Below are 22,380 nucleotides of genomic sequence, written 5' to 3'. Positions count from 1 at the left end.
AGTAGTTAGAAAGTACAGTAAGCAGTTTTAACGCGCAGCAGCACGAAGGGCTGTCGCAAGGAATGCTGGGTTTATTTAGACCTGCGCAACAGTTTTAATCCATATTACAGCGGAGTATTGTCACATTATGATGGACAATTTACGCGCGGCTGCTAATAACGTCGTGCTCAAAATCATTCTGGCCTTGATCATGTTGTCCTTTATCCTGACTGGGGTTGGCAGCTATCTGATTGGCGGTTCCAACGACTTTGCAGCCAAAGTTAATGGCCAAGAGATTAGTCGTGCTCAGTTAGAACAGGCTGTACAGAGTGAACGTGGCCGCTTGCAACAGCAATTAGGTGAACAATTCTCCGCACTGGCCGCGAATGAAGGCTACATGCTGCAATTGCGTCAGCAGGTGCTTGGGCAGTTGGTCAACAATATGTTACTTGACCAATATGCTAAAAAATTGGGCCTGACTGCCAGCGATGAACAAGTTAAAGATGCCATTCGTCAGGCACCTTACTTCCAGACTGATGGTAAGTTCGACAATAACAAATATCTTGAGCTGGTTAATCGGATGGGTTACACCCCAGACCAATTCGCTCAATTGCAGCGTCAGCAGCTCATTAATCAACAATTGCTACAAGCCTTTGGTGACACTGGCTTTGTTCTTCCTGTCGAAGCACAGGCGATGTCAGAGCTGATTTTGCAGCAGCGTGATGTCCGTCTGGCGACAATCGACCTTAAAGCACTTCAAGCGCAGCAGAAAGTCACTGATGAAGAGCTACAAGCCTACTACGATCAGAACAAAAATAACTTCATTGCACCGGAACAGATGAAAATCAGTTTCATTGCCATGGATGCCGCAGCGATGCAGGACAAAATTACCGTTACTGAAGAAGATATCGCTGCCTATTACGACCAACACAGAAGTAGCTATACCCAGCCAGAACAACGCAATTACAGTGTTATTCAGTTTAAGACTGAAGCTGAAGCCAAAGCTGCGTTGGAAGAGCTGAAGAAAGGGGCTGATTTTGCCGCGATGGCAAAAGAGAAATCGACTGACATCATTTCCCGTAAAAATGGCGGTGAATTGGGTTGGTTAGAGCCGGAAACTACCGCTGATGAGCTGAAGCAAGCCAATCTGACTGAAAAAGGTCAGTTATCTGATGTGGTTAAATCCTCTGTTGGTTATTTGATTGTTCGTTTAAATGACATCAAGCCAGAGCAGGTTAAACCGCTGTCAGAAGTGCATGATGCGTTGGCAAAGCAGGTTAAGCAGGAAAAAGCTGTTGATGCTTATTATGCCTTGCAGCAAAAAGTGAGCGAAGCGGCAACCAGTGATAACGAATCTTTAGCTTCTGCCGAAGAAGCCGCTGGAGCTAAAGCTAAGCAGACGGGTTGGTTTACTCGTGATGCAGTGCCTGCTGAAATCAATTTCAAACCTGTTATCCAAGCCATCTTTGAGGGTGGTTTAGTGGGCGAGAATGGCGCGCCGGGCAGCAACTCAGATGTCATTACCGTTGATGGTGATCGCGCGTTTGTTATTCGTATCGATGGCCATAAACCAGAAGGTATTGAGCCATTCTCTCAAGTCCGTGATCAAGTTGCCGAATTGGTGAAACGTCAGAAAGCGGAACAAGTGGCTCGCGTTGATGGCGAGAAGATCCTAACCGCGCTGAAACAAGGCAAAGGCGATGAAGCCATGAAAGCCGCTGGTATCAGCTTCGGTGAGAAGAAAACCTTGTCGCGCGCGCCGGACGACGATCAGTTAGTACAGACTGTCTTTGCATTGCCTCATCCACAAAAAGATCAGCCGGTTTATGGCTTGTCTCAGGATCGTCAAGACAACATTGTATTGATCGAGCTGTTATCGGTAACGCCGGGTAAATTGCCGGAAGGCGAGATGAAGACCTTTATAGCTAAAATGCAAGAGGGCTCCAGTGGCGTGACCTTCGATGCGCTGATGGCGAACCTGCACAAACAGGCCACTATCAAAATGGGCCCTGCGGAGCAGCAGCAACCGCAATAAGCCTCGCATTCATTTGCAAATCAATGTAACAACGAAAGGTCGCTTTGGCGGCCTTTCGCATATCTGAAACCTGCCCTTTGCGGTGAATCGAAGGCTGCGGCAAGGTAGTCATGCTGTCAAATACAAGGAGGATACAGCATGAAATTTATAGGAAAATTATTTGTAATCACGACATTATTAGCCGGCTTTAATATCCAGCCCTTAGCTTATGCGGTACCCGCCAGCCCCTCGCAGGAAAAAGCCCTTAGTCAAACGACCAAGGCCACAACAGCCAGTCCTCAGGTAAAAACTGTGCAGGATAAAATGGTTGTCACGGCGACAGCAACAAGTGACCCAAGCCTAATAAATATCAATAGTGCCGATGCTGAACAGTTGGCGCAGTTCCTCAGTGGCATTGGTAGGAAGAAAGCTGAGGCAATTGTTAACTATCGTGAACAGTTCGGCCCTTTTACGGATGCTGAGCAGTTGCTTGAAGTTCCTGGCATTGGTCCCTCTTTCTTAGAGAAGAACGGTAGCAAGCTTAGAATGTGAATATTGCAGTCAGGCAGGTACTGACGAGTATTTGTCTGGCTATTTCAGCTCGCTATCTTCATAACAAATAACTCCCAGCATTTCATACTGTAAGGTGTAATTGCGGGGTAAAACTGTGACGTTGTTCTAGATTATATAGTAAGCGTGCTATGAAGAGTTTTTCCTCTGCTAATCTTTCTTTTTGAGGTCATACCAGTTGTGTATGCCACTCTATAATGACTATTAACTGTTTGGAGAAGCTCGTCGTCATGCATACTCATATTAAAGTCAGGGGTTTCCATATTGATGTTTTTCAACATGTTAATAATGCCCGCTACTTAGAGTTTCTCGAAGAAGCCCGTTGGGAATGGCTCGATGGTGAGCCAGCAGCGCAGTGGATGGCTGAAAACCAAATCGCTTTTATCGTCGTTAATATCAATATTAACTATCGTCGGCCCTCTGTGTTGGGCGACCTACTGCGTATCGACAGCCAACTGCTAAAACTGAATGGTAAAAGTGGTGTGATGAAACAAACTATCACGCTGGAGCCCGAGTCTACTCCTGTGGCTGACGCAGAATTAACCTTTGTTTGCATTGACTTGCGTAGTCAAAAGGCATTGCCTATTGAGGGAGAATTACGCGCCAAGTTGGAGGAGTTTGTTAACCGAGGGTGCTAAAGGAGGTTGTTCTGTTATTTATCAATCACTACCTCGCCCCGATGGAGTGAGGTAGTGAAAGTAGGGCGGTCATCCGCGCTACAGTAGCAAATGGATCAAACCAGCCCGGTTTTTTGTTTCAGGCTTAGCAGAGTTTTGGCCTTATTGGCTTGATAAGACTCAAGCCCTCTGGCGCGCAAGTGGCAGGCTGCGCATTGACCGCAACCATCGCCCTGAACCCCGTTGTAGCAGGTGAGGGTGCTATGGCGAACCAGTTCTAGTTGCTGATAATAATCGGCTAAGGCCCATGTTTCAGCCTTATCTAACCACATCAAAGGGGTGATAAAGGCGATATCTCGGCCAATACCTAAATCTATCGCATGGTTGAGTGCTTTAACGAACTCATCCCGACAATCCGGGTAACCGGAGAAATCTGTCTCGCAGACGCCTGTGATAACCGCTTCTGCTTGTACCTGATAAGCATAAATGGCCGCTAAGGTGAGAAATAGAATATTACGCCCAGGTACAAAGGTGCTGGGAACCCTATCCTTTTCGTCTTCATTGTAGGTAGGGACTGGAATACTGTCTCGGGTCAGGCTGCTAACCGCTAATTCATTAAGCATGCCGACATCCAGCACTTTGTGTGCTTTGACGCCAAGTTGGGCTGCCAGTTTGCGGGCAACCTCTATTTCTGCGCGGTGGCGTTGCCCGTAATCGAATGTAATGCAGTGGACTTCATCATATTGCTGTAATGCTTGGATTAAACAGGTTGTGGAATCTTGCCCACCACTAAAAACAACGACGGCGCGTCTCATGTAGTTACCTCGTGCGGCTATGGGTATCTTAATGTGTCATCCCACAGCAAAATTAAAAACTGACCGTATGGTACTCAGTTAGTGTGAGAAAGGGTAGTTAGCTGAGTTTAGTCGTTAGGTGGTGGCTGGTGGCAACCATGCCTGGCTGAAGTCGAACCAGCCGTACGCGGTTAACGTAACACCGTTAATGCGCGGTGGGGCGTTGACTTGATATTGATAGTTGAACAGCGGGAGAATCAGCCCTGACAACATCAGCTCATTGTAATGTTCACGTAATTGGCGAAAACGTTCTGGAGCCGGTTCGATTTGCTGAATCTGGGTCAATGTCACTTGCTGCTGTTCCCACTGTTCTGGCGAGAGAATGCCACGCCAGAGTGGATCAAGGCGCAACCAACTTTCCATTGCGGCTTCTGGTGATTCACCCACTAAATGGTCTGCAAGTAGTAAGTCAGCCTCTTCGATTTGTTCGGTATTTTTCCACTGCTTATCATGGCTGGCGTAAATCTCTAATGTGCAACCATGCGCTGCCAATACTGTTTTGAGTTGTTCGGCAACAACTTTAAGCTCCATTGGTGGTTGATATACCAGCGTTAGGCGGGGTGGCAATGGTGGGTTTTCATCAGATGTAAATTGTGGAATTGGCCAGCCGGGCAGCATTTCATGGCTAGGAGTTATGATGCCGCGCATAATGGATAGTTGCTCTAATATGCCGGAGGTTTGCACTAGCATCAGTAACTTAGCTATTTGCTGCGGTATAATGTTACGCCGGTACTGATTAATGGCCAGATAACAAAACCCAAGGCTCATACTGCGCTGAACAGGGCGAGCTAGCGGGAAGTCCTCCTCCTGACCGATAGTAATGCGCACCGGATGTTGGCAACTGCCGTCTGCTGTTTGCACCACCAGGCTCGGGGTTATCCAGTATTCGATGATTTCCAGATAGGGGTGCTGCAAGTGATAAAACTCATGTTGCTCTAGCCGCACCAGATGCTGTTCGAAAGTCGCCAGTTTAAATGGACCTGCGCCCAATAGTGGATAGTCTGGATGAAACAGCCGGCAGGGTAAATCAGCCAGTCGATGAGCCAGCCAGTAATCTGGCTGTGAAAGAGTAAATTGCAAGCAGAGAGCATGGGGGAGGGTGATAGAGCGAATATTAGTAAAGCTGGGTCGACTGCGCGTATTTGCTTGCAGCTGTGCCAATGTTTGTAATAGCTGCTCGCCCCGAATGTGTTCACCATTGTGCCAACGCAACTGACTACGTAAAAAGAATTGCCAGGTTAAGCCATCCTCACTCACTTGCCAGTGATGGGCCAAATCAGGTTTTGGTTGTGGATCACCGGTGTTAAATCTGGTCAGGCCCGCATGCAAAGTATAAATTAGGTGTTGTTCAGCTCGGCCAGTGGCGGTGAGTGGGTTTAACGATTCAAGCTCGCGGTAATAAGGAATTCGCAATATTGGGCTGTCCGCTTGCCATTGCCCACCCATATGAGGGTTAAGTAAAGCTTGAAGGCGCTCAGGTTCCAGTTGAGCTAATTCGAGTGCCACCTGATGATCACCTTGCTCAAGGAATATTTGCAGGTAAGTTGCGCGGAGTGTATCCGGGCTTTTCAGACATTGCAGTTGCGCTCGCTTTCCTCGGCCAACTTGTGAATGCCAACTAAGCCAGTCATTCGCCTGTAGCTGCTGGATTAGCGTGCGGGCATGGCGTTCACTGCAAAATAATAGGCCAGCGACTTCACCTACCGTGGTTGAGACTTGCTGGTCGGCGAATTTCTGATATAAACGCTGATATTGAGCTAGTCGGTGAATAATTCGCATAATCAATAACCTATTCCATTATGTTATCAGCTAGTTTAAGCCTATCCAGTGCCCGCATAGCCGTACTGATTGGCATCGGTTCTAAATACGGAACAGTTTAAATTAATTGTTCACTATTAGTTCCGTAAATACTACGCCATAATTTTATGCATACCACCAGTTTCACTCTTTATGAGGTTTTGAATGTACCGTTTAGCCGCTTTTGATATGGATGGAACCTTACTGATGCGTGACCATAATATTGGTGGCGCGACATTGAATGCGTTGCATCAGTTAGTGGAGAACGGAATCATTCTGACATTTGCTACTGGCAGGCATTATATTGATATGAAAGGGATTTTATCCCACTCCGGTATTAATGGTTATTTGATTACCGGTAATGGTACCCGAGTTTGCGACATGGATGGCGAACAGCTCTATGGTATGGACTTGCCCGCCGAGTTGGTGGAATTTGCACTGCACACGCCGTGGAAAACCGATGCCAGTATCCATATTTTCCGTGATGAAGGCTGGTTTACCAACTGCAATGATCCCGCCCTGCTGACGGCACATAAAACCAGCGGTTTTCAGTTCCAGCATACCGCATGGGATGCATTACCTCTGACCGGCAACCACAAAATTTGTTTTATTGCGCCGCATGAAGAACTGGTTGAGCTGAAGACTCAGCTTGAGCAGCAAATGGGAGGGAAAGCTGATTTCTGTTTCTCTGCTCTGGAATGTCTGGAAGTATTGCCTCTGGGTTGCAATAAAGGAACGGCGCTGGAGCGATTAAGCCACCACCTTGATTTAACCCTGGCGGATTGTATGGCATTCGGCGATGCGATGAATGATAAAGAGATGTTGTCGCGAGTGGGTCGTGGGCTGGTAATGGGGAATGCATTACCGCAATTGAAGCTAGAGTTACCCCAGTTACAGGTTATTGGCCGCTGCGAACAACAAGGCGTAGCGCACTATTTGCAACATTGGCTAAGTTCACCACACCTCACCTATTCCCCCGAATTCTGAGGTTTATCTCCTTCGTCTTTGACGTTGGGGATAGCTATTAGCCAGCCGGATGACCATCCGGTTTTTTTCTTCTAAAAGGGGCCTTAAACCGGCCCCTTTTGTCGATCAGTTACAGGTTATTTAGCTCATTGCTGAATGAGGTCAAATCGCCAATATTTTGACTCACCCACTGAGGGTTATAGTAGGTATCGAGATAACGCTCACCGCTATCACAGAGTAATGTCACGATAGCGCCAGTTTTACCCTGTTCACGCATCTGTTTAGCTAACTGTAATGCCCCCCAGACGTTAGTGCCGGTTGAAGCTCCCACTTTGCGGCCAAGAATGCCTTCCAACCAATGGATGGTGGCAACACTGGCGGCATCCGGTACGCGCAACATACTGTCGATCACTTCTGGAATAAATGAAGGCTCCGCGCGCGGCCGACCAATACCTTCAATGCGGCTGCCACAGCTGCCGGTTACGGTGCGGTCACGGTTGCAGAAACAGTCATAAAATACCGAGTTTTCCGGGTCGACCACGACGAGTTGAGTATCATGACCTTGATAGCGGATATAACGGCCTAGGGTTGCCGATGTGCCGCCGGTACCTGCGCTCATCACAATATAGTCCGGTACTGGGAAAGGTTCGCGGGCCATTTGGCGGAAGATACTGTCAGCAATATTATTGTTACCGCGCCAGTCTGTAGCCCGCTCCGCATAAGTAAACTGGTCCATATAGTGGCCGTTAAGTTCACGAGCCAATTGTTCGGATGCAGCATAAATTTGCCCAGCACTTTCTACAAAGTGGCAGCGGCCGCCATAAAAGGTAATTTGTTCGACTTTACGCCGTGCAGTGCAACTTGGCATAACGGCAATAAAAGGCAAACCAATCAAACGCGCAAAATAGGCTTCAGACACCGCGGTGCTTCCTGAGGAGGCCTCAATAATGGTGGTGTCTTCTTTGATCCAACCATTACATAAGCCATAGAGAAATAATGAGCGGGCTAAACGGTGCTTCAAACTGCCGGTTGGATGGGTACTTTCATCTTTTAAATAGAGATAAATGCCGGGGAATGCTGGCAGATTTAAGCGGATCAGGTGAGTATCAGCGGAGCGTTGAAAATCGGCTTCTATTTCACTGATAGCATTTTTTACCCAAGTATTGGTCATTTTATGGCCTGCGATGTAGGTAGTAAACTAATGATGATTAGGTTAACGGTTCCTGAAGAAAAAAACGTTGCTATTTTTACTTCTATATCGCCAAATGGTAGAAATTTATTCTATGGCTACTGGATATGTTAGATAAAACTGACCGTAAGCTCCTGTGCATGCTGCAAGAAGATTGCACGCAATCACTGCAAGTGTTGGCAGAAGCGGTCAATTTGACCTCTACGCCATGCTGGAAACGTTTGAAACGCCTTGAGGATGAAGGCTTTATTCGTGGGCGAGTCGCTCTGTTGGATAGCGAAAAGCTAGGATTAGGACTCACCGCATTTGTGCTGATCAAAACGCAACAGCATAATAGCGGCTGGTATCAGGAGTTCGTCGAATTTATCCGCAAAATGCCAGAGGTGTTGGCGTTCTATCGTATGGCGGGGGAGTATGACTATCTGATGCAGGTCGAAGTTGCCGATATGAAAAGCTACGACAGCTTTTACAAACGTATGGTTAACGGTGTTCCGGGGCTGATTGATGTGACATCAAGCTTTGCGATGGAAAAGATTAAATATACGACTGTGTTACCGGTTCCTGAGTAACTATACTTTTTATCTTTCAAGCTGTAGCCGTGTTGGCTGTTCCCACTCACTGCAATCACTGACTTACGTCAGCTTAATGGGGTGAACGCCTCTGCCAACTTCCTGCTTCTTGAAGTCGATACAGTATAAAAAGCCTTTTAAGTGATGGTATTCTACTTATCGCGTATAACGAGCAATACCGAGGCTCTTCGGTGTCAGACCATGGAATAAAACTGCGTGAGATTGTTTGCACAATTAGGCTGGTATTTCCGCCGTGAATGGCGCCGTTATATTGGCGCGGTATTATTGTTGATCATTATTGCTATCTTGCAATTATTGCCACCTAAGTTGGTCGGCGTCATTGTGGATGGCATCAGCACAAAACAGATGTCGACCAATATGTTACTGGTGTGGATCGGTGTGATGCTGGTGACCGCCATTGTGGTCTATCTGTTGCGTTATGTGTGGCGAGTCTTACTTTTTGGTGCTTCCTATCAATTAGCCGTAGAGTTGCGGGCAAACTTTTATCGCCAACTCAGCCGGCAAACCCCTGGCTTCTATTTACGTCACCGTACCGGCGATTTAATGGCGCGCGCCACTAATGACGTCGACCGTGTGGTTTTTGCCGCGGGGGAAGGGGTTTTGACGTTAGTCGATTCACTAGTGATGGGATGTGCGGTGCTGATTGTGATGAGCACCCAAATTAGCTGGCAATTGACCTTACTGTCACTGTTGCCTATGCCGGTCATGGCGGTAGTCATCAAGTATTACGGCGACCAACTGCATCAGCGCTTTAAATCAGCTCAGGGAGCATTTTCTGCCCTCAATAATCAGGCGCAAGAGAGCCTGACCAGCATCCGTATGATCAAGGCCTTTGGCCTGGAAAATCATCAGTCGCAACAGTTTGCGCAAGTCGCAGAAGAGGCGGGCGCTAAGAATATGTATGTTGCACGTATTGATGCCCGTTTTGACCCGACGATTTATATCGCCATTGGTGTCGCGAATTTACTGGCTATCGGCGGTGGTAGCTGGATGGTAGTAAATTACAGTATCACCTTGGGGCAACTGACCAGTTTTGTGATGTATTTGGGATTGATGATTTGGCCGATGCTGGCCTTGGCGTGGATGTTTAATATTGTTGAGCGAGGCAGTGCTGCTTATAGCCGCATTCGCAGCTTGCTGGAAGAAGCGCCGGTGGTAAAAGACGGCGACATTGCACTGTCTGACGAGCGCGGCACCTTAGTCGTCAATATTCACCGTTTCCAATATCCGGGGGCTGAACAGCCATCACTGCATGATGTTTCGCTGACACTGGCTCCGGGGCAAATGCTGGGCTTATGCGGGCCGACAGGCTCCGGCAAAAGTACCTTGCTGGCATTAATTCAGCGGCAATTTGATATTGATGACGGCGGGATCTGCTATCAAGGGCATCTGCTATCTGATATCCGCTTAAATGACTGGCGCGGGCGTTTATCTGTGGTTAGCCAGACCCCATTTTTGTTCTCTGATACCGTCGCGGGCAATATTGCATTAGGTAAACCCGATGCTACTCAAGCACAGATTGAACGAGCCGCTCGTTTAGCCAGTGTGCATGAAGATATTTTGCGCCTTCCTCACGGCTATGACACTGAAGTAGGTGAGCGCGGTGTGATGTTATCCGGTGGGCAAAAGCAGCGCATTTCCATTGCACGCGCTCTGCTGTTAGACACCGAAATTTTAATTCTTGATGATGCGCTCTCTGCGGTTGATGGTCAGACAGAGCATGAAATCTTAAAAAACCTGCGGGAGTGGGGTGAGCACCGCACTGTGATTATCAGCGCACATCGTCTTTCTGCTTTGACCGAAGCTAGCGAAATTTTGGTTATGCAACATGGTGGCGTAATGCAACGAGGCACCCATAACGTGTTGATTAATCAGTCTGGATGGTATCGGGAAATGTACCGTTATCAGCAACTGGAGGCCGCCTTGGATGAGGGCGAACCGGAGGTTAAAACTGATGAGTAAAACTCAGCAACCTCTGCCGATACGTAAACTCTGGCCCACTCTAAAGCGCCTACTCTCTTATGGATCGCCTTATCGTAAGCCCCTCGGGTTGGCGGTATTGATGCTGTGGGTGGCCGCGGCCGCTGAGGTCAGCGGCCCGCTGCTAATTAGCTATTTCATTGACCATGTGGTCGCCAAGGGGACTCTGCCTCTGGGGCTGGTTAGTGGCTTGGCATTAGCTTATTTGCTGTTGCAATTACTGGCGGCAGCGTTGCACTATTTTCAGGCATTGCTGTTCAATCGGGCCGCCGTGGGCGTCGTTCAACGGTTACGTATTGAAGTGATGGATGCGGCTTTACGCCAGCCGCTCAGTGCTTTTGATACCCAACCAGTCGGGCAATTGATTTCCCGCGTGACGAATGACACCGAAGTTATAAAAGATTTGTATGTAATGGTGGTGTCCACCGTACTGAAAAGTGCGGCATTAATCGGTGCGATGCTGGTGGCGATGTTCAGTCTGGATTGGCGCATGGCGCTGATTTCGATCTGTATTTTCCCTGCTGTGCTGGTGGTTATGGCTATTTTTCAGCGTTATAGCACGCCAGTTGTCCGCCGTGTTCGGGCCTATTTGGCGGATATTAATGACGGTTTCAATGAAGTCATAAATGGTATGGGCGTGATTCAGCAGTTCCGTCAGCAAGCGCGCTTTGGGGAACGTATGGAATCAGCCAGCCGCGCGCATTATGTCGCGCGTATGCAAACCTTGCGTCTGGAAGGTTTTCTATTGCGTCCGCTGCTGAGCTTATTTTCTGCTTTGGTGTTGTGTGGTTTGTTGCTGCTTTTTGGCTTCAGTCCAGAAGGCTCTGTCGGGGTTGGTGTGCTGTATGCATTTATTAACTATTTGGGCCGACTCAATGAACCGCTGATTGAACTGACCTCACAACAGTCGATCATGCAGCAAGCTGTGGTGGCCGGGGAGCGTATTTTCGAGCTGATGGATCGTGCCCAACAAGGCTATGGTACTGATGACCGCCCACTGTCCAGTGGTCACATTCAGGTTAAAAACGTCAGTTTTGCTTACCGTAGCGATAAAATGGTACTGCAAAATATTTCCCTTGATGTGCCTTCGCGCGGTTTTGTCGCCTTGGTGGGGCACACCGGCAGTGGTAAGAGCACATTGGCTAATCTGTTGATGGGCTACTATCCGGTGCAAAAAGGTGAAATTCTGCTTGATGGCCGGTCGCTACCACAATTATCACACCAAACATTGCGCCAAGGCGTGGCGATGGTGCAGCAAGACCCGGTGGTACTGGCTGATTCGTTTTTTGCCAATGTAACTTTAGGCCGTGATATCAGTGAGCAACAAGTGTGGGATGCACTGGAAACCGTGCAACTGGCCCCGTTAGTCCATGCTTTACCTGATGGCTTGCACAGTTTGCTCGGCGAGCAGGGCAACACCCTGTCAGTTGGGCAAAAACAGTTGCTGGCGATGGCGCGAGTATTGGTGCAGGCACCACAAATCCTGATTTTGGATGAAGCCACGGCGAATATTGACTCTGGTACTGAGCAAGCAATCCAGAAAGCCCTGCAACTTATCCGGAAAAACACCACGTTGGTGGTGATAGCTCACCGCCTTTCAACCATTGTCGATGCGGATACCATCTTGGTATTGCACCGTGGTGTCGCAGTTGAGCAAGGTAAGCACCAAGAGTTATTGGCGGCTCATGGGCGTTATTATCAAATGTATCAGTTGCAGTTGGTCAGTGAAGATTTAGCCGCTATAGACCAAGTAGAAACCGCGGTGAGTTAAACAATAAGCTGCGGGGCTGATGGGCCCTGCAACTTATATCTGAGAGCTTTTCGCTTTAATCCTTCCCGTGAATATCCCCGTTAATGTCCACTCGGTGCGACTCGCGCACCATAATCTGGCAAGACTATAGCGCGCAGAGGCGACCCTGCACTTCTGTGACGCGCGTCGCACTAATTTGGTGCACAAAAACTGTTCGATAATATCGATTCAGCTGCTGCTCCGTTGGATGAGTTATCTCAACCGCCCTCTGTTCGCCCTTTCTAGATTAAATTCTCATGACTCATATTTATGGCATAGCCTTTGCTTTATCTGTTGCGTGGCAGACATGAATTCGACCTAATTCGAGAAGGGGCAAATATGAAGCTGGTTACCGTGGTGATCAAACCATTTAAGTTGGAGGATGTGCGTGAAGCCTTGTCCTCTGTAGGTATTCAGGGGCTGACCGTAACCGAAGTAAAAGGATTTGGTCGCCAGAAAGGACATGCAGAACTCTATCGGGGAGCTGAATACAGCGTCAATTTCTTACCTAAAGTGAAAATTGATATCGCTATTGCTGATGATCAATTGGACGAAGTCATTGATGTGATCAGTAAGGCCGCCTATACCGGCAAAATTGGTGATGGCAAAATTTTCGTTGCTGAATTGCAACGTGTTATTCGCATCCGTACCGGCGAAACAGACGAAGCAGCACTGTAATTTGCAGGCTCAAATTTAGTGAATAGGGATGGGTTGATGATGAAAAAACTTTTATCCGTGTTGGGCCTGAGTTCGGTAGCGATGCTGCCCTCTTTGGCAATGGCCGCAGCACCGGCTGTAGCTGACAAAGCCGATAACGCTTTTATGATGATTTGCACCGCTTTAGTGCTGTTTATGACTGTGCCCGGTATTGCCCTGTTCTATGGCGGCCTGCTGCGTTCTAAAAACGTATTATCGATGATGACTCAGGTCATGGTGACCTTTGCACTGATTTGCGTGCTGTGGATACTGTATGGCTACAGCCTGGCGTTCAGTACCGGTGGTAATGCGTTCTTCGGTGGTTTTGATATGGCGATGCTCAAAGGTATTGGTTTGACCAGCCTGAGCGGCACTTTCTATCAATATATTCATGTGGCGTTCCAAGCCTCATTTGCCTGTATTACCGTCGCGTTGGTGGTGGGTTCATTCGCCGAACGTATTCGTTTCTCCGCAGTATTAATTTTTGCGGTGCTGTGGTTCACCTTCTCATACCTGCCAATGGCGCACATGGTATGGGGCGGCGGTTTCCTGGCACTGGATGGCGCGCTGGACTTCGCAGGCGGCACTGTGGTGCATATTAACGCCGCGATTGCTGGCTTGGTGGGGGCATACTTGCTGGGTAAACGTGCTGGTTTTGGCAAAGAAGCTTTCAAACCACACAACTTACCGATGGTGTTCACTGGTACAGCTATCCTGTATATCGGCTGGTTTGGATTCAATGCCGGTTCTGCCAGTGCCGCTAACGAAATTGCCGCACTTGCCTTCTTGAATACTGTTGTTGCTACCGCCGGTGCCATCCTTTCTTGGGTATTTGCTGAGTGGATTTTACGTGGCAAACCTTCACTGTTAGGTGCATGTTCTGGCTGTATCGCCGGTCTGGTTGCGATTACTCCAGCGGCAGGTACTGTGGGCGTCGGTGGTGCACTGATTATCGGTCTGGTTGGTGGGGTTGCTGGTCTGTGGGGTGTGGTTCTGCTGAAAAAATGGCTGCGGGTGGATGATACCTGTGACGTGTTCGGCGTCCACGGCGTGTGTGGGATTATCGGTTGTATTCTGACTGGCGTCTTTACTTCTGCTTCTCTGGGCGGTACAGGTTACGCGACTGGCGTGACTATGGGCCATCAAGTCGGTGTGCAGTTGTTCAGTGTGGGTGTCTGTTTGGTCTGGTCTGGTGTTGTTGCTTTCGTGGCTTACAAAATTGCGGACCTGGTGGTTGGTCTGCGGGTGCCAGAAGAACAAGAACGCGAAGGTCTGGATGTTAACAGCCACGGCGAAAATGCATACAACCAGTAAGCTAAGTGGTTATTATCTGCTGATAGGTTAGAAAAAATAACAAAGATGATGATAGCAACAGGGGCGATGGAAACATCGCCCCTGAACTATTTAGATACCGACTGTTTGCTATCAACGATGCAAGCGAATAACCCCTTCCTGCACCGTTGAGGCTATCAGCACCCCTTCCCGAGTATAAATCTGCCCGCGAACAAAGCCCCGAGCACCGGAGGCCGACGTGCTTTCTACCGCATACAACAGCCAATCATCCAAACGGAATGGCCGATGGAACCACATGGAATGGTCGATGGTGGCAATTTGCACACCCGGCTCAAGGAAGCCAATCCCGTGCGGCTGTAAGGCGGTCAGTAGGAAATTGAAATCAGAGGCATAGCCCAGTAAATACTGGTGAACTCGTAAGTCATCCGGCATTTTGCCATTGGCACGGAACCAGACATAACGATTGGGCTCTTCTACTGAACCTTGCAGCGGGTTGTGGAATTTTACCGGGCGCATTTCAATGGGCTGATGGCCGATAAACTTCTCCCGCACTTTTTCGGGGATGAGATGGGCAAATTGGCGGGCAATTTCAGTCTCAGACATTAACCCCTCTGGTGGGGGGACATCTGGCATCGTGTTTTGGTGCTCAAGACCCTCTTCCTGGCTTTGGAACGATGCCGTCATGTAGAAGATAGGTTTACCATTCTGAATCGCACTCACCCGACGAGCGCTGAAGCTGTTGCCATCACGCAACGTTTCGACGTCATAAATAATGGGTTTGCTGCTGTCCCCTGGGCGTAAAAAATAGCTGTGAAATGAATGAACAAGCCGGTCAATCGGAACGGTTTGTTTGGCTGCATAAATCGCCTGACCCACAACCTGACCACCAAATACCTGGCGCAAGCCCAGATCTTCACTTTGGCCACGGAAGATCCCTTCTTCAATTTTTTCCAGATCGAGTAGATCGAGCAGTTTTTCTAATGCCTGACTCATGTTGTGGCCCCTGATGATTGAGTTCATACACAGTGTGCTGAATCCATTGGTCGGTCGTCAATATATTGCTGCGAAACGGCTGCTCAGTTGATCAGCATTTGATAAGGAATAGTCTGATAAATAGCTTAATCGGGCGGCAAGCGCCATGGCTCAGCATATTGTGCTATAATTAGCTTGCTAGGTGGTTGAAGCCACTTATTAAACGCGGGCTTTTCTGTGAATAGCCAGCATCTTAATAATAAGAAGGAGTGCGACCTATGAAACCTTGGCAATCAATAAAATTTTGGCAGATAGCGGGTGGGGCAGCATTGGTAGTGAGTCTGGCTGGGTGTGCTCACAAGGGAGCTGATGTTCCGGTTCCTGCACCCGCAGGGACAACGACAGCTGCGGCACCTATTGCGCAACCTGCTGTGCAAGGGACAGTGAATATCCGCGAGCGCATTGCCTTGCCACCTGATTCCGTCGTAACGGTTACGCTGTCGGATGCTTCACTGGCTGATGCTCCTACTCGGGTGATTGCTCAAAAAGCGATTCGTACCGAGGGTAAACAGGCACCTTTTACTTTTGCCTTGCCGTTTAACCCAGCAGAAATTCAGCCCAATGCCCGTATTATTGTCAGCGCAGCTATCACGCATAATGGTCAGCTAATGTTTATCACTGATACCATTCAGGAAGTGATTAATAATGGCACGGGTACTCAGGCCAACCTGTTGCTGGTGCCTGTGACCTCTGTGGCGATCGAAACTGCGCCAACAGCAACAACATCAGGTACTGGGACGATACAGTAACCACTGAGAGCGCTACAGAGTATTAATGATTCTGTAGCGCTGCTATTATTGGTATTGCCAACGATACTGTTGTAAATCAATGCGCCCAGCTGGCGTTATCTCAACACCTTCAGCTAACAATGCATTTTTCTGCCGAAGATAATCTTCCCCAACCAACGAAATTTCGCCATGGCGATTGATAACCCGATACCAGGGTAATGTCGAGCCTTCCGGTAAACGCTTTAACACACCACCAACTTGTCGCGCTGCTCTTGGGGAGCCTATCAGCCGGGCAATATCACCATAAGTGGTTACCTGGCCATAGGGGATTGCCGCCACCACGTGGAATACTCGTTGGCGAAAGCTATCTATGGCTGGTGGGCTGCTTTGCTCTGTTATTTCATCCAGCGCTTCAGCTTCATCTTGGTCTTGTCGCCCCATTGTTGATGATGTCACTGCATCCTCTTGGTTGTCTGTTATCCGCATGATGGTATAGAAATGAATAACATCATCAGCGATTTTGGTGCCAGAAGAAAATGAATTTAGTCGATAGCTGAACACGACTGGGCAAGAAACCACCGGTTAGCGCAGGTTGTCTTGCTATTTGGTGGGGCATGGTCGATAATGCCCACCGCTCCAGAGTATAAGGAGCCGTTAACGTCAATGGAGGCCCTGTTGGTTCTCCCGCAACACTAACTTGTGAACTCGGTCAGATCCGGAAGGAAGCAGCCGTAGCAGGCGCGGTGTGTGCCGGGATGTAGCTGGCAGGGCCTCCACCATTTCTAAAATATCAACTCCTAATCCTCAAGCTGATTTTTTCTGATAACCGCCTCAAACACCATTCTTCATCGCCCTTACTTATTGTTATGTATTTATACTTTTTCCATCAAAAATAGCAGGGTGTGGCATAGGCTGAGTATTGAACAGTGAAATGGGATTTTTCTTGTATTTATATAGATTAGATTTTCTATTTACGCTTTAGGTTTAGCAATGAATTAATAATGTCTCTAAATTATTAGCTATCAGCTGGAGCCTTAATAAATTAAATAGAGCAACAATGTGCCTTTACTTAACCGCTTTGATAACGCTAATAGTTTGGTTGACGTGTAGATGTGCAATAGCGCGGGATTGAAGCTAACCTTCAATACCGTAGTTTTGTCACCACATTTATCCTAAATTAAAACACTTACAAAGCACTTGCCTCATTGAAGCCGATAGCGATTATCGGCTCAACGTTGTGTGTCTTAACCAGCGTTAAGCAGACTATTTCACATGTTGCCAGACAGTAGGTGGAATTTTATCATAAAGTTTATTCATTGTGAGTTCAGCTAAGCGATGATCGGCAGCTGAGTAAAACAATTCCAACTCATCATCGCTTAGCTCGTACTTATTTTTTTCAATTACACGTTCCAGCGTATCAATAGTCGTACATTTTCTTAAACGCATCAGGTAGTCAGTTTTTGTCATGGTAATTTTTCTTCTCAATATACAAATAATATAGGGGAACTATCCCTTAAGTTTTCATCAGGGTACAGATGTATTCCCCTGAGAAAAGTCTGAATAAACGCTCTTTGGTTTTTTGCCAGCGACGCAATTCAGGATCATTGATCCCATAACTACTGAACAGAGTATATGTATCGTCTAAATATTCTTCCACTAACTCTGAAAGGTCGCCGCCATCTGGGTATTTTATTTTAAAACTCATCACAAATGAAGCTATATGCTCGATCAAATCATTGAGTTGCAGGTTTACGGCAGATGTCGGGTCATTTACCCAGCCATGGTGGCTATCACCAAGGGTAGCAATGCCTTCATCATACAAACTCTCACATAGAAACTTCAATTGGGCAATGTCATGCCGTTTAGGTGAGTACTCATCCATATCATCCCCTCCGTAAACTCTTAATTCGGTGTTGATAACACAATGTGAGTAGATCGGTAATCATATAAACGAAGAAGCTTATCGGTAAAGTAAATAAACTAGTCTTGTTATGAATATAAATCATTTCTCCGCTCACCGCGCAACTTTATTACTTAAGCTTACAATTCGTCAGCGGTTGAAGGTCTATCATTGTTAATTATATCAAAGACGATTTTTTCGGGATGTACAATAAATGTTACAGCATTTGTTAGTGATTCTTCAGTATTGATATCCAAACATGGATTGAAGATATACCACCGATAACAGTAAGTCATTGAATAACAATTAGCTTTCACATTGTGAATATCAAGGATCTCTAATGAGCCAACCTTGTATCTAGCATCCTCTGAATAATACATTAACCCGGAAACTAAATTTCCTTCAATCTCACGGATATTATTGTTGATAACATTCTTCAGTAATGAAATCGGGTAACACCCTGATGAGAAGTCCCCAGCTATTTCATTGTTCATTAATTGTCCGCTCATGGTGGTAAGATTAATTCATTACTGTGCCGTTATCGTTACAAAAAATGCGATGATATTTATTTTCCAACTACTATTGACATGATTTGAATCAAAAAATTCAATTTTAATGAGATTTATCAACCAAAAGGCTTAGTTAACACCCAGTGATGTTATTTGGATCACTATCGACCAATAACACTATCTTGCAATAAAATAACAAGGCTTAAATAGAAATCTCAATATTTAAGGTTATTACCTACAGTTAATTTACCCCATATCTATTAATTTAGAATGCTCAGCGGGTTTTATCAAGTAGAGGTGCTGCTGTATTAGTTATTTTTTATTATGTAATTTACTGTTTTGCGAGCATTCACGAGTAATTATGATACTGGAGTGGCAAAAGCTTACCAGTCCTCATCAGCAAAGTAGCAGTAAAGATAGTTTAATTTACTGTAACTAACCATGTTAGTGCCGCTTGTTTTATCCACAGCGGAAGTTTTACTTCCTGCACGCAATTCTGCCGATGGGGCATCTCGTCATGGTTTGTTACTTTTGACATAGATAAGCCAGTGCACGACTCTTGAACTTAGTGATAATATGTGATGTTATAATGTATCACTTAAATATCTGTTTCTTCCTTATATGAATAAGCTTTCAGCTCGGTTTAATTCTCTTCCTTATTGGACATTATTCTCACTTTCTTCGTTACAGCGTATGGCGGGGGTTGCTCTGCTTTGCCTGCTGCTGTGGTGTGCTATTTATTGGGCGAATGTATTGCCATGATAAATTTGAGAAATACTGAAATTGGCTATGAACGTCATGCGCTGACGCCACCCATTGACGGCTGTTTTATCGCGGGCTCTCTGACCGCTATTATCGGCGCAAATGGCACAGGTAAATCGACTCTGCTTAAAACATTGGCAGGCTTGCAACCGGCAGTTGCCGGGCAAATCACTTTCACTGGCGGTAAAGCGCCGCAAATGGCCTATCTTCCGCAACAAGCTGAATTAGATAAGCAGTTTCCCATTGTTGTTCAAGATGTTGTGGCAATGGGGTGCTGGCCACAAAGTGGCTTGCTCGGAGGGATTAACCCTCAATCACGGCAGCGCATTCAACAGGCATTAGACACCGTTGGCATGCAGGATATGGCGTGCCAACCAGTGGGTGAGTTGTCCGGCGGACAATTACAACGGGTGCTGTTTGCCCGCCTGTTAGTGCAGCAGGCGCAACTGATTTTGCTGGATGAGCCTTTTACCGGTATTGATAGTCAAACTGTTCGGCTATTGCTTGAGGTTATTCATCAACTTCACGACGAGGGGCGGACTATTATTGCTGTCCTGCACGATATGTCGATGGTTGCCGATCACTTTCCCCATGCATTGTGGATGACCCCGCAAGGGTGCTGCTGGCAGCCGTGTGATCAGGTTCTAGCACAATGGCATCATATCCACAGTTCATCTTGCGCGCTTTCCTCTTTGCTCCCACAGCAACCACTGAGGGCCATCAATTCATGACAGTGTTTCATTTACTTGTTGATCCTTTCATGGATTTTGGCTTTATGCGCCGGGCTTTGGTGGCTTGCTTGGCACTGTCACTCAGTTCAGCACCTCTAGGTGTTTTCTTATTACTGCGACGAATGAGTTTAGTCGGTGATGCCCTGTCTCACGCAGTACTACCCGGTGCGGCTATCGGCTATCTGATCTCGGGTATGTCACTGGTTGCCATGGGCATTGGTGGTTTTATTGCCGGGCTGGCGGTTGCCATGATGTCCGGCTGGGTCAGTAGGCGAACACTATTAAAGGAGGATGCCAGTTTTGCCGGCTTCTATCTTGGCTCTCTGGCTTTAGGGGTCACTTTGGTTTCGCTGCGGGGTTCCAGCATGGATCTGCTGCATGTGTTATTCGGTTCTATTCTGGCCGTCGATGCTAGCGCCATGACCATGGTGGGCACGATCACCACATTTTCCATGCTGGCTTTGGCTGCTATTTATCGCGCGTTAGTCGTCGAATCGTTCGATCCGGTTTTTTTGCGGGTCAGTATGGGGCGTTGGCTGATGGTAGTCCACGCGCTATTTCTCTCTTTGGTTGTTCTTAATCTGGTTGCTGGGTTCCAAATTCTTGGCACCTTGATGTCGGTCGGATTAATGATGTTACCGGCGGCCAGCGCACGTTTTTGGGCTAAAAATCTGCCGCAAACATTAGGAGTTGCGATGGCGATTGGCATGCTTGCCAGCATTGTTGGCCTGTTGTGGTCTTATTATGCTTCGCTGCCTGCTGGGCCCGCCATCGTGCTTAGCGCCAGCCTGATTTTCTTTGTGTCTATTTTATTTGGAACGCGTGGTGGTGTGTTGGCAACTGCGCGCCGTTGAGAAGTATCTGTCATAAAAGGAGAGTTAAATGAAGCGTTTACCTATTAGTTTGGCGGTGGCTGCCCTACTGTCAAGCCCATTGGCAATGGCAAAAACGGTTGAAGCCGTTGCCAGTTTTTCTATTTTAGGAGACATCGTCCAGCAAGTTGGGGGCGAGCATGTCAATGTGGTGACTTTGGTTGGGCCAAATGGTGATCCTCACGGTTTTGCACCTACGCCGAAAAACAGCAAGCAGCTGTCCAAAGCGGATGTGGTATTTGTCAGTGGGTTAGGATTGGAGGGTTGGCTGGAGCGGCTGATCACCGCCTCTGGTTATAAAGGCCAGGTGGTTATCGCATCAACCGGAGTCGATACCCGCAAAATGGATGAAGAGGGTAAGGAAGTGACTGATCCCCATGCATGGAACAGCATGGCGAATGGTATTAAATATGCTAACAACGTAATGAATGCATTGATTGCCGCCGATCCTGAAGATGCGGATTATTTTCGCAAACGGGGCGGGGAGTATATTCAGCAGTTGGAAAAACTGGATGCTTACGCCAAAGCACAATTTGCAGCAATTCCAGCCGCGCAGCGAAAAGTGCTAACCAGCCATGATGCTTTTGGTTATTTTAGCCAGGAATATGGGGTTAACTTCTTGTCACCAGTGGGTTTCTCTACTGAATCTGAAGCCAGTGCCAGCGGTGTGGCAGCACTGATTAATCAAATCAAACAAGAGAAAATAAAAACCTATTTTATTGAAAATCAAACCGATCCGCGCTTGGTGAAACAGATTGCCACCGCCAGTGGTGCTAAAGCGGGCGGGGAACTCTATCCAGAAGCGTTGTCTGCCGCAGGTGGCCCAGCCACGACCTATGCCGAGGCATTTAAACACAATGTAGATACTCTGGTGGCCAGTATGAAGTAGTTGCAGGAAAAGAGTATTCAGCCTCTGATAATTAGCGTCAGAGGCTGAATTTTAGTGCCTTTTGTGACAGAAAAAAGCCCCGTTGGGCAGCAACGGGGCTTACTGGTAGACTGACAATATACTCAATATCAACGTTTCTTATGTGTCCCTCCTTGAACCGCTTTAAAACGTGGATTGCTTTTGCAAATAACATACACCCGACCACGACGACGGACGATTTTGCAGTCGGGATGACGGTTTTTTGCAGAACGTAATGAGCTCAATACTTGCATGATTAACTCTCAGAATTAGCTGGCTTTTTTGGTCAGGAAACTGCCAAAACGTTGATGGAAACGTGCAGTGCTGCCCTCTTTTGAGAACTCTTTTTGTTTACCGGTGTAATACGGATGTGAGGCCGAGGAGATATCCAATGTGACATAAGGATAAGTCTGACCATCACGTTCAATCGTGCGTTGCGTGGCGATGGTTGAACCCACAGTGAAATAGGTGTCTGCACTGGTATCGTGGAAAACCACGGTTCGATAGTTAGGATGGATGCCAGGTTTCATAAGAACTCCATATGTTATGTTATACTATAACAATAATTATGCACCTTTCATTTTTCAGTTTCAAGTCCGAATAAA

Annotated in this window: 23 protein-coding genes and 1 other RNA gene; 14 read left to right on the top strand and 10 right to left on the bottom strand. The window is 47.3% G+C overall.

Annotation, left to right across the window (positions count from 1 at the left end; genetic code table 11):
• Nucleotides 1–127: 127 nt before the first annotated feature.
• The 3 genes from ppiD to FTA96_RS13285 all read left to right on the top strand — a co-directional run bounded on the left by ppiD (nt 128) and on the right by FTA96_RS13285 (nt 3,201).
• Complete coding sequence (ppiD, locus tag FTA96_RS13295; protein ID WP_145574033.1) at nt 128–2,014, top strand: peptidylprolyl isomerase; 1,887 nt, start codon at nt 128–130, stop codon at nt 2,012–2,014.
• Nucleotides 2,015–2,152: 138 nt separating this feature from the next.
• Nucleotides 2,153–2,545, top strand: a complete 393-nt coding sequence (locus tag FTA96_RS13290; protein ID WP_134956975.1) for a ComEA family DNA-binding protein — start codon at nt 2,153–2,155, stop codon at nt 2,543–2,545.
• A gap of 248 nt (nt 2,546–2,793) precedes the next feature.
• A complete protein-coding gene (locus FTA96_RS13285; RefSeq protein WP_145574032.1) occupies nt 2,794–3,201 on the top strand; it encodes an acyl-CoA thioesterase in 408 nt (135 codons plus the stop codon).
• Nucleotides 3,202–3,296: 95 nt separating this feature from the next.
• Here FTA96_RS13285 and queC read toward each other — a convergent pair whose 3' ends face one another.
• Nucleotides 3,297–3,995, bottom strand: coding sequence for a 7-cyano-7-deazaguanine synthase QueC (gene queC / locus FTA96_RS13280; protein ID WP_050108948.1), 699 nt, complete (start codon nt 3,993–3,995; stop codon nt 3,297–3,299).
• 114 nt (nt 3,996–4,109) lie between these two features.
• Nucleotides 4,110–5,813, bottom strand: coding sequence for an SgrR family transcriptional regulator (locus tag FTA96_RS13275; RefSeq protein WP_145574030.1), 1,704 nt, complete (start codon nt 5,811–5,813; stop codon nt 4,110–4,112).
• Nucleotides 5,814–5,996: 183 nt separating this feature from the next.
• On the opposite strand from FTA96_RS13275, the gene cof reads away from it, so the two are divergent.
• Nucleotides 5,997–6,818 (top strand): HMP-PP phosphatase, encoded by an 822-nt coding sequence (gene cof / locus FTA96_RS13270; RefSeq protein WP_050108944.1) that lies wholly within the window; start codon nt 5,997–5,999, stop codon nt 6,816–6,818.
• Nucleotides 6,819–6,927: 109 nt separating this feature from the next.
• Here the strand turns inward: cof and FTA96_RS13265 are convergent, their stop codons facing one another.
• On the bottom strand, nt 6,928–7,968 hold the full coding sequence (locus tag FTA96_RS13265; RefSeq protein ID WP_050108943.1) for a PLP-dependent cysteine synthase family protein: 1,041 nt from the start codon (nt 7,966–7,968) through the stop codon (nt 6,928–6,930).
• Nucleotides 7,969–8,093: 125 nt separating this feature from the next.
• On the opposite strand from FTA96_RS13265, the gene FTA96_RS13260 reads away from it, so the two are divergent.
• The 5 genes from FTA96_RS13260 (at nt 8,094) to amtB (ending at nt 14,355) form a co-directional block, all read left to right on the top strand.
• Nucleotides 8,094–8,555 (top strand): Lrp/AsnC family transcriptional regulator, encoded by a 462-nt coding sequence (locus FTA96_RS13260; RefSeq protein WP_050108941.1) that lies wholly within the window; start codon nt 8,094–8,096, stop codon nt 8,553–8,555.
• Nucleotides 8,556–8,771: 216 nt separating this feature from the next.
• Entirely contained in the window at nt 8,772–10,538 is a 1,767-nt protein-coding gene (locus FTA96_RS13255) for a SmdA family multidrug ABC transporter permease/ATP-binding protein (RefSeq protein ID WP_145574028.1), read from the top strand.
• Complete coding sequence (locus tag FTA96_RS13250; protein ID WP_134956971.1) at nt 10,531–12,327, top strand: SmdB family multidrug efflux ABC transporter permease/ATP-binding protein; 1,797 nt, start codon at nt 10,531–10,533, stop codon at nt 12,325–12,327. The genes FTA96_RS13255 and FTA96_RS13250 overlap by 8 nt, the downstream gene beginning before the upstream one ends.
• Nucleotides 12,328–12,684: 357 nt before the next feature.
• Complete coding sequence (gene glnK / locus FTA96_RS13245; RefSeq protein WP_002208627.1) at nt 12,685–13,023, top strand: P-II family nitrogen regulator; 339 nt, start codon at nt 12,685–12,687, stop codon at nt 13,021–13,023.
• Nucleotides 13,024–13,062: 39 nt separating this feature from the next.
• Nucleotides 13,063–14,355: an ammonium transporter AmtB gene (gene amtB, locus FTA96_RS13240; RefSeq protein WP_050109005.1), complete on the top strand. Its 1,293-nt coding sequence runs from the start codon at nt 13,063–13,065 to the stop codon at nt 14,353–14,355.
• 111 nt (nt 14,356–14,466) lie between these two features.
• Here amtB and tesB read toward each other — a convergent pair whose 3' ends face one another.
• Complete coding sequence (gene tesB, locus FTA96_RS13235) at nt 14,467–15,327, bottom strand: acyl-CoA thioesterase II (protein WP_050108936.1); 861 nt, start codon at nt 15,325–15,327, stop codon at nt 14,467–14,469.
• 257 nt (nt 15,328–15,584) lie between these two features.
• On the opposite strand from tesB, the gene FTA96_RS13230 reads away from it, so the two are divergent.
• On the top strand, nt 15,585–16,115 hold the full coding sequence (locus FTA96_RS13230) for a YbaY family lipoprotein (protein ID WP_050108933.1): 531 nt from the start codon (nt 15,585–15,587) through the stop codon (nt 16,113–16,115).
• A gap of 45 nt (nt 16,116–16,160) precedes the next feature.
• Here FTA96_RS13230 and FTA96_RS13225 read toward each other — a convergent pair whose 3' ends face one another.
• Nucleotides 16,161–16,466 (bottom strand): MGMT family protein, encoded by a 306-nt coding sequence (locus FTA96_RS13225; RefSeq protein ID WP_050109004.1) that lies wholly within the window; start codon nt 16,464–16,466, stop codon nt 16,161–16,163.
• Nucleotides 16,467–16,767: 301 nt separating this feature from the next.
• Between FTA96_RS13225 and ffs the strand changes: the two genes are divergently transcribed.
• Nucleotides 16,768–16,864, top strand: an RNA gene (gene ffs, locus FTA96_RS13220) — signal recognition particle sRNA small type.
• Between the two features lie 493 nt (nt 16,865–17,357).
• On the opposite strand, the gene ymoA is transcribed toward ffs, so the two are convergent.
• The 3 genes from ymoA to FTA96_RS13205 form a co-directional block, all read right to left on the bottom strand.
• Complete coding sequence (gene ymoA / locus FTA96_RS13215; RefSeq protein ID WP_002208622.1) at nt 17,358–17,561, bottom strand: expression modulating protein YmoA; 204 nt, start codon at nt 17,559–17,561, stop codon at nt 17,358–17,360.
• A 46-nt stretch (nt 17,562–17,607) separates the two neighbouring features.
• The gene (gene tomB, locus FTA96_RS13210) at nt 17,608–17,976 is read right to left on the bottom strand and encodes an Hha toxicity modulator TomB (protein WP_004392643.1); all 369 of its coding nucleotides are present in this window, start codon (nt 17,974–17,976) and stop codon (nt 17,608–17,610) included.
• Nucleotides 17,977–18,134: 158 nt separating this feature from the next.
• Nucleotides 18,135–18,488, bottom strand: a complete 354-nt coding sequence (locus FTA96_RS13205) for a hypothetical protein (protein WP_050108920.1) — start codon at nt 18,486–18,488, stop codon at nt 18,135–18,137.
• 773 nt (nt 18,489–19,261) lie between these two features.
• Between FTA96_RS13205 and FTA96_RS13200 the strand changes: the two genes are divergently transcribed.
• The 3 genes from FTA96_RS13200 to FTA96_RS13190 are packed head-to-tail and all read left to right on the top strand — an operon-like array spanning nt 19,262 to nt 21,757.
• Nucleotides 19,262–19,996: a metal ABC transporter ATP-binding protein gene (locus FTA96_RS13200; protein ID WP_145574026.1), complete on the top strand. Its 735-nt coding sequence runs from the start codon at nt 19,262–19,264 to the stop codon at nt 19,994–19,996.
• Nucleotides 19,993–20,850 (top strand): metal ABC transporter permease, encoded by an 858-nt coding sequence (locus FTA96_RS13195; protein ID WP_050133565.1) that lies wholly within the window; start codon nt 19,993–19,995, stop codon nt 20,848–20,850. The genes FTA96_RS13200 and FTA96_RS13195 overlap by 4 nt, the downstream gene beginning before the upstream one ends.
• A gap of 28 nt (nt 20,851–20,878) precedes the next feature.
• Nucleotides 20,879–21,757 carry a metal ABC transporter substrate-binding protein gene (locus tag FTA96_RS13190; protein ID WP_050108916.1) on the top strand — a complete coding sequence of 293 codons (879 nt, stop codon included), beginning with the start codon at nt 20,879–20,881 and terminating at the stop codon, nt 21,755–21,757.
• 128 nt (nt 21,758–21,885) lie between these two features.
• Here FTA96_RS13190 and ykgO read toward each other — a convergent pair whose 3' ends face one another.
• On the bottom strand, nt 21,886–22,029 hold the full coding sequence (ykgO, locus tag FTA96_RS13185; protein ID WP_002208618.1) for a type B 50S ribosomal protein L36: 144 nt from the start codon (nt 22,027–22,029) through the stop codon (nt 21,886–21,888).
• 15 nt (nt 22,030–22,044) lie between these two features.
• The gene (locus tag FTA96_RS13180) at nt 22,045–22,305 is read right to left on the bottom strand and encodes a type B 50S ribosomal protein L31 (protein ID WP_145530903.1); all 261 of its coding nucleotides are present in this window, start codon (nt 22,303–22,305) and stop codon (nt 22,045–22,047) included.
• Between the last annotated feature and the right edge of the window lie 75 nt (nt 22,306–22,380).

Source organism: Yersinia alsatica (assembly GCF_902170305.1).
In the GTDB taxonomy this organism is placed as follows: Bacteria; Pseudomonadota; Gammaproteobacteria; order Enterobacterales; family Enterobacteriaceae; genus Yersinia; species Yersinia alsatica.
Note: the sequence above shows the minus strand (reverse complement) of the source record. Positions and strands in the feature narration are given on the sequence as shown.

Excerpts from the sequence above, each read along its gene's own strand:
- FTA96_RS13205 (WP_050108920.1), bottom strand. The coding sequence starts at position 18,488 with ATGAACAATGAAATAGCTGGGGACTTCTCATCAGGGTGTTACCCGATT.
- FTA96_RS13190 (WP_050108916.1), top strand. The coding sequence starts at position 20,879 with ATGAAGCGTTTACCTATTAGTTTGGCGGTGGCTGCCCTACTGTCAAGC.
- tesB (WP_050108936.1), bottom strand. The coding sequence starts at position 15,327 with ATGAGTCAGGCATTAGAAAAACTGCTCGATCTACTCGATCTGGAAAAA.
- FTA96_RS13285 (WP_145574032.1), top strand. The coding sequence starts at position 2,794 with ATGCATACTCATATTAAAGTCAGGGGTTTCCATATTGATGTTTTTCAA.
- FTA96_RS13265 (WP_050108943.1), bottom strand. The coding sequence starts at position 7,968 with ATGACCAATACTTGGGTAAAAAATGCTATCAGTGAAATAGAAGCCGAT.
- ykgO (WP_002208618.1), bottom strand. The coding sequence starts at position 22,029 with ATGCAAGTATTGAGCTCATTACGTTCTGCAAAAAACCGTCATCCCGAC.
- FTA96_RS13290 (WP_134956975.1), top strand. The coding sequence starts at position 2,153 with ATGAAATTTATAGGAAAATTATTTGTAATCACGACATTATTAGCCGGC.
- queC (WP_050108948.1), bottom strand. The coding sequence starts at position 3,995 with ATGAGACGCGCCGTCGTTGTTTTTAGTGGTGGGCAAGATTCCACAACC.
- ppiD (WP_145574033.1), top strand. The coding sequence starts at position 128 with ATGATGGACAATTTACGCGCGGCTGCTAATAACGTCGTGCTCAAAATC.
- FTA96_RS13250 (WP_134956971.1), top strand. The coding sequence starts at position 10,531 with ATGAGTAAAACTCAGCAACCTCTGCCGATACGTAAACTCTGGCCCACT.
- glnK (WP_002208627.1), top strand. The coding sequence starts at position 12,685 with ATGAAGCTGGTTACCGTGGTGATCAAACCATTTAAGTTGGAGGATGTG.
- amtB (WP_050109005.1), top strand. The coding sequence starts at position 13,063 with ATGAAAAAACTTTTATCCGTGTTGGGCCTGAGTTCGGTAGCGATGCTG.
- ymoA (WP_002208622.1), bottom strand. The coding sequence starts at position 17,561 with ATGACAAAAACTGACTACCTGATGCGTTTAAGAAAATGTACGACTATT.
- FTA96_RS13195 (WP_050133565.1), top strand. The coding sequence starts at position 19,993 with ATGACAGTGTTTCATTTACTTGTTGATCCTTTCATGGATTTTGGCTTT.
- FTA96_RS13180 (WP_145530903.1), bottom strand. The coding sequence starts at position 22,305 with ATGAAACCTGGCATCCATCCTAACTATCGAACCGTGGTTTTCCACGAT.
- tomB (WP_004392643.1), bottom strand. The coding sequence starts at position 17,976 with ATGGATGAGTACTCACCTAAACGGCATGACATTGCCCAATTGAAGTTT.
- FTA96_RS13230 (WP_050108933.1), top strand. The coding sequence starts at position 15,585 with ATGAAACCTTGGCAATCAATAAAATTTTGGCAGATAGCGGGTGGGGCA.
- cof (WP_050108944.1), top strand. The coding sequence starts at position 5,997 with ATGTACCGTTTAGCCGCTTTTGATATGGATGGAACCTTACTGATGCGT.
- FTA96_RS13260 (WP_050108941.1), top strand. The coding sequence starts at position 8,094 with ATGTTAGATAAAACTGACCGTAAGCTCCTGTGCATGCTGCAAGAAGAT.
- FTA96_RS13275 (WP_145574030.1), bottom strand. The coding sequence starts at position 5,813 with ATGCGAATTATTCACCGACTAGCTCAATATCAGCGTTTATATCAGAAA.
- FTA96_RS13200 (WP_145574026.1), top strand. The coding sequence starts at position 19,262 with ATGATAAATTTGAGAAATACTGAAATTGGCTATGAACGTCATGCGCTG.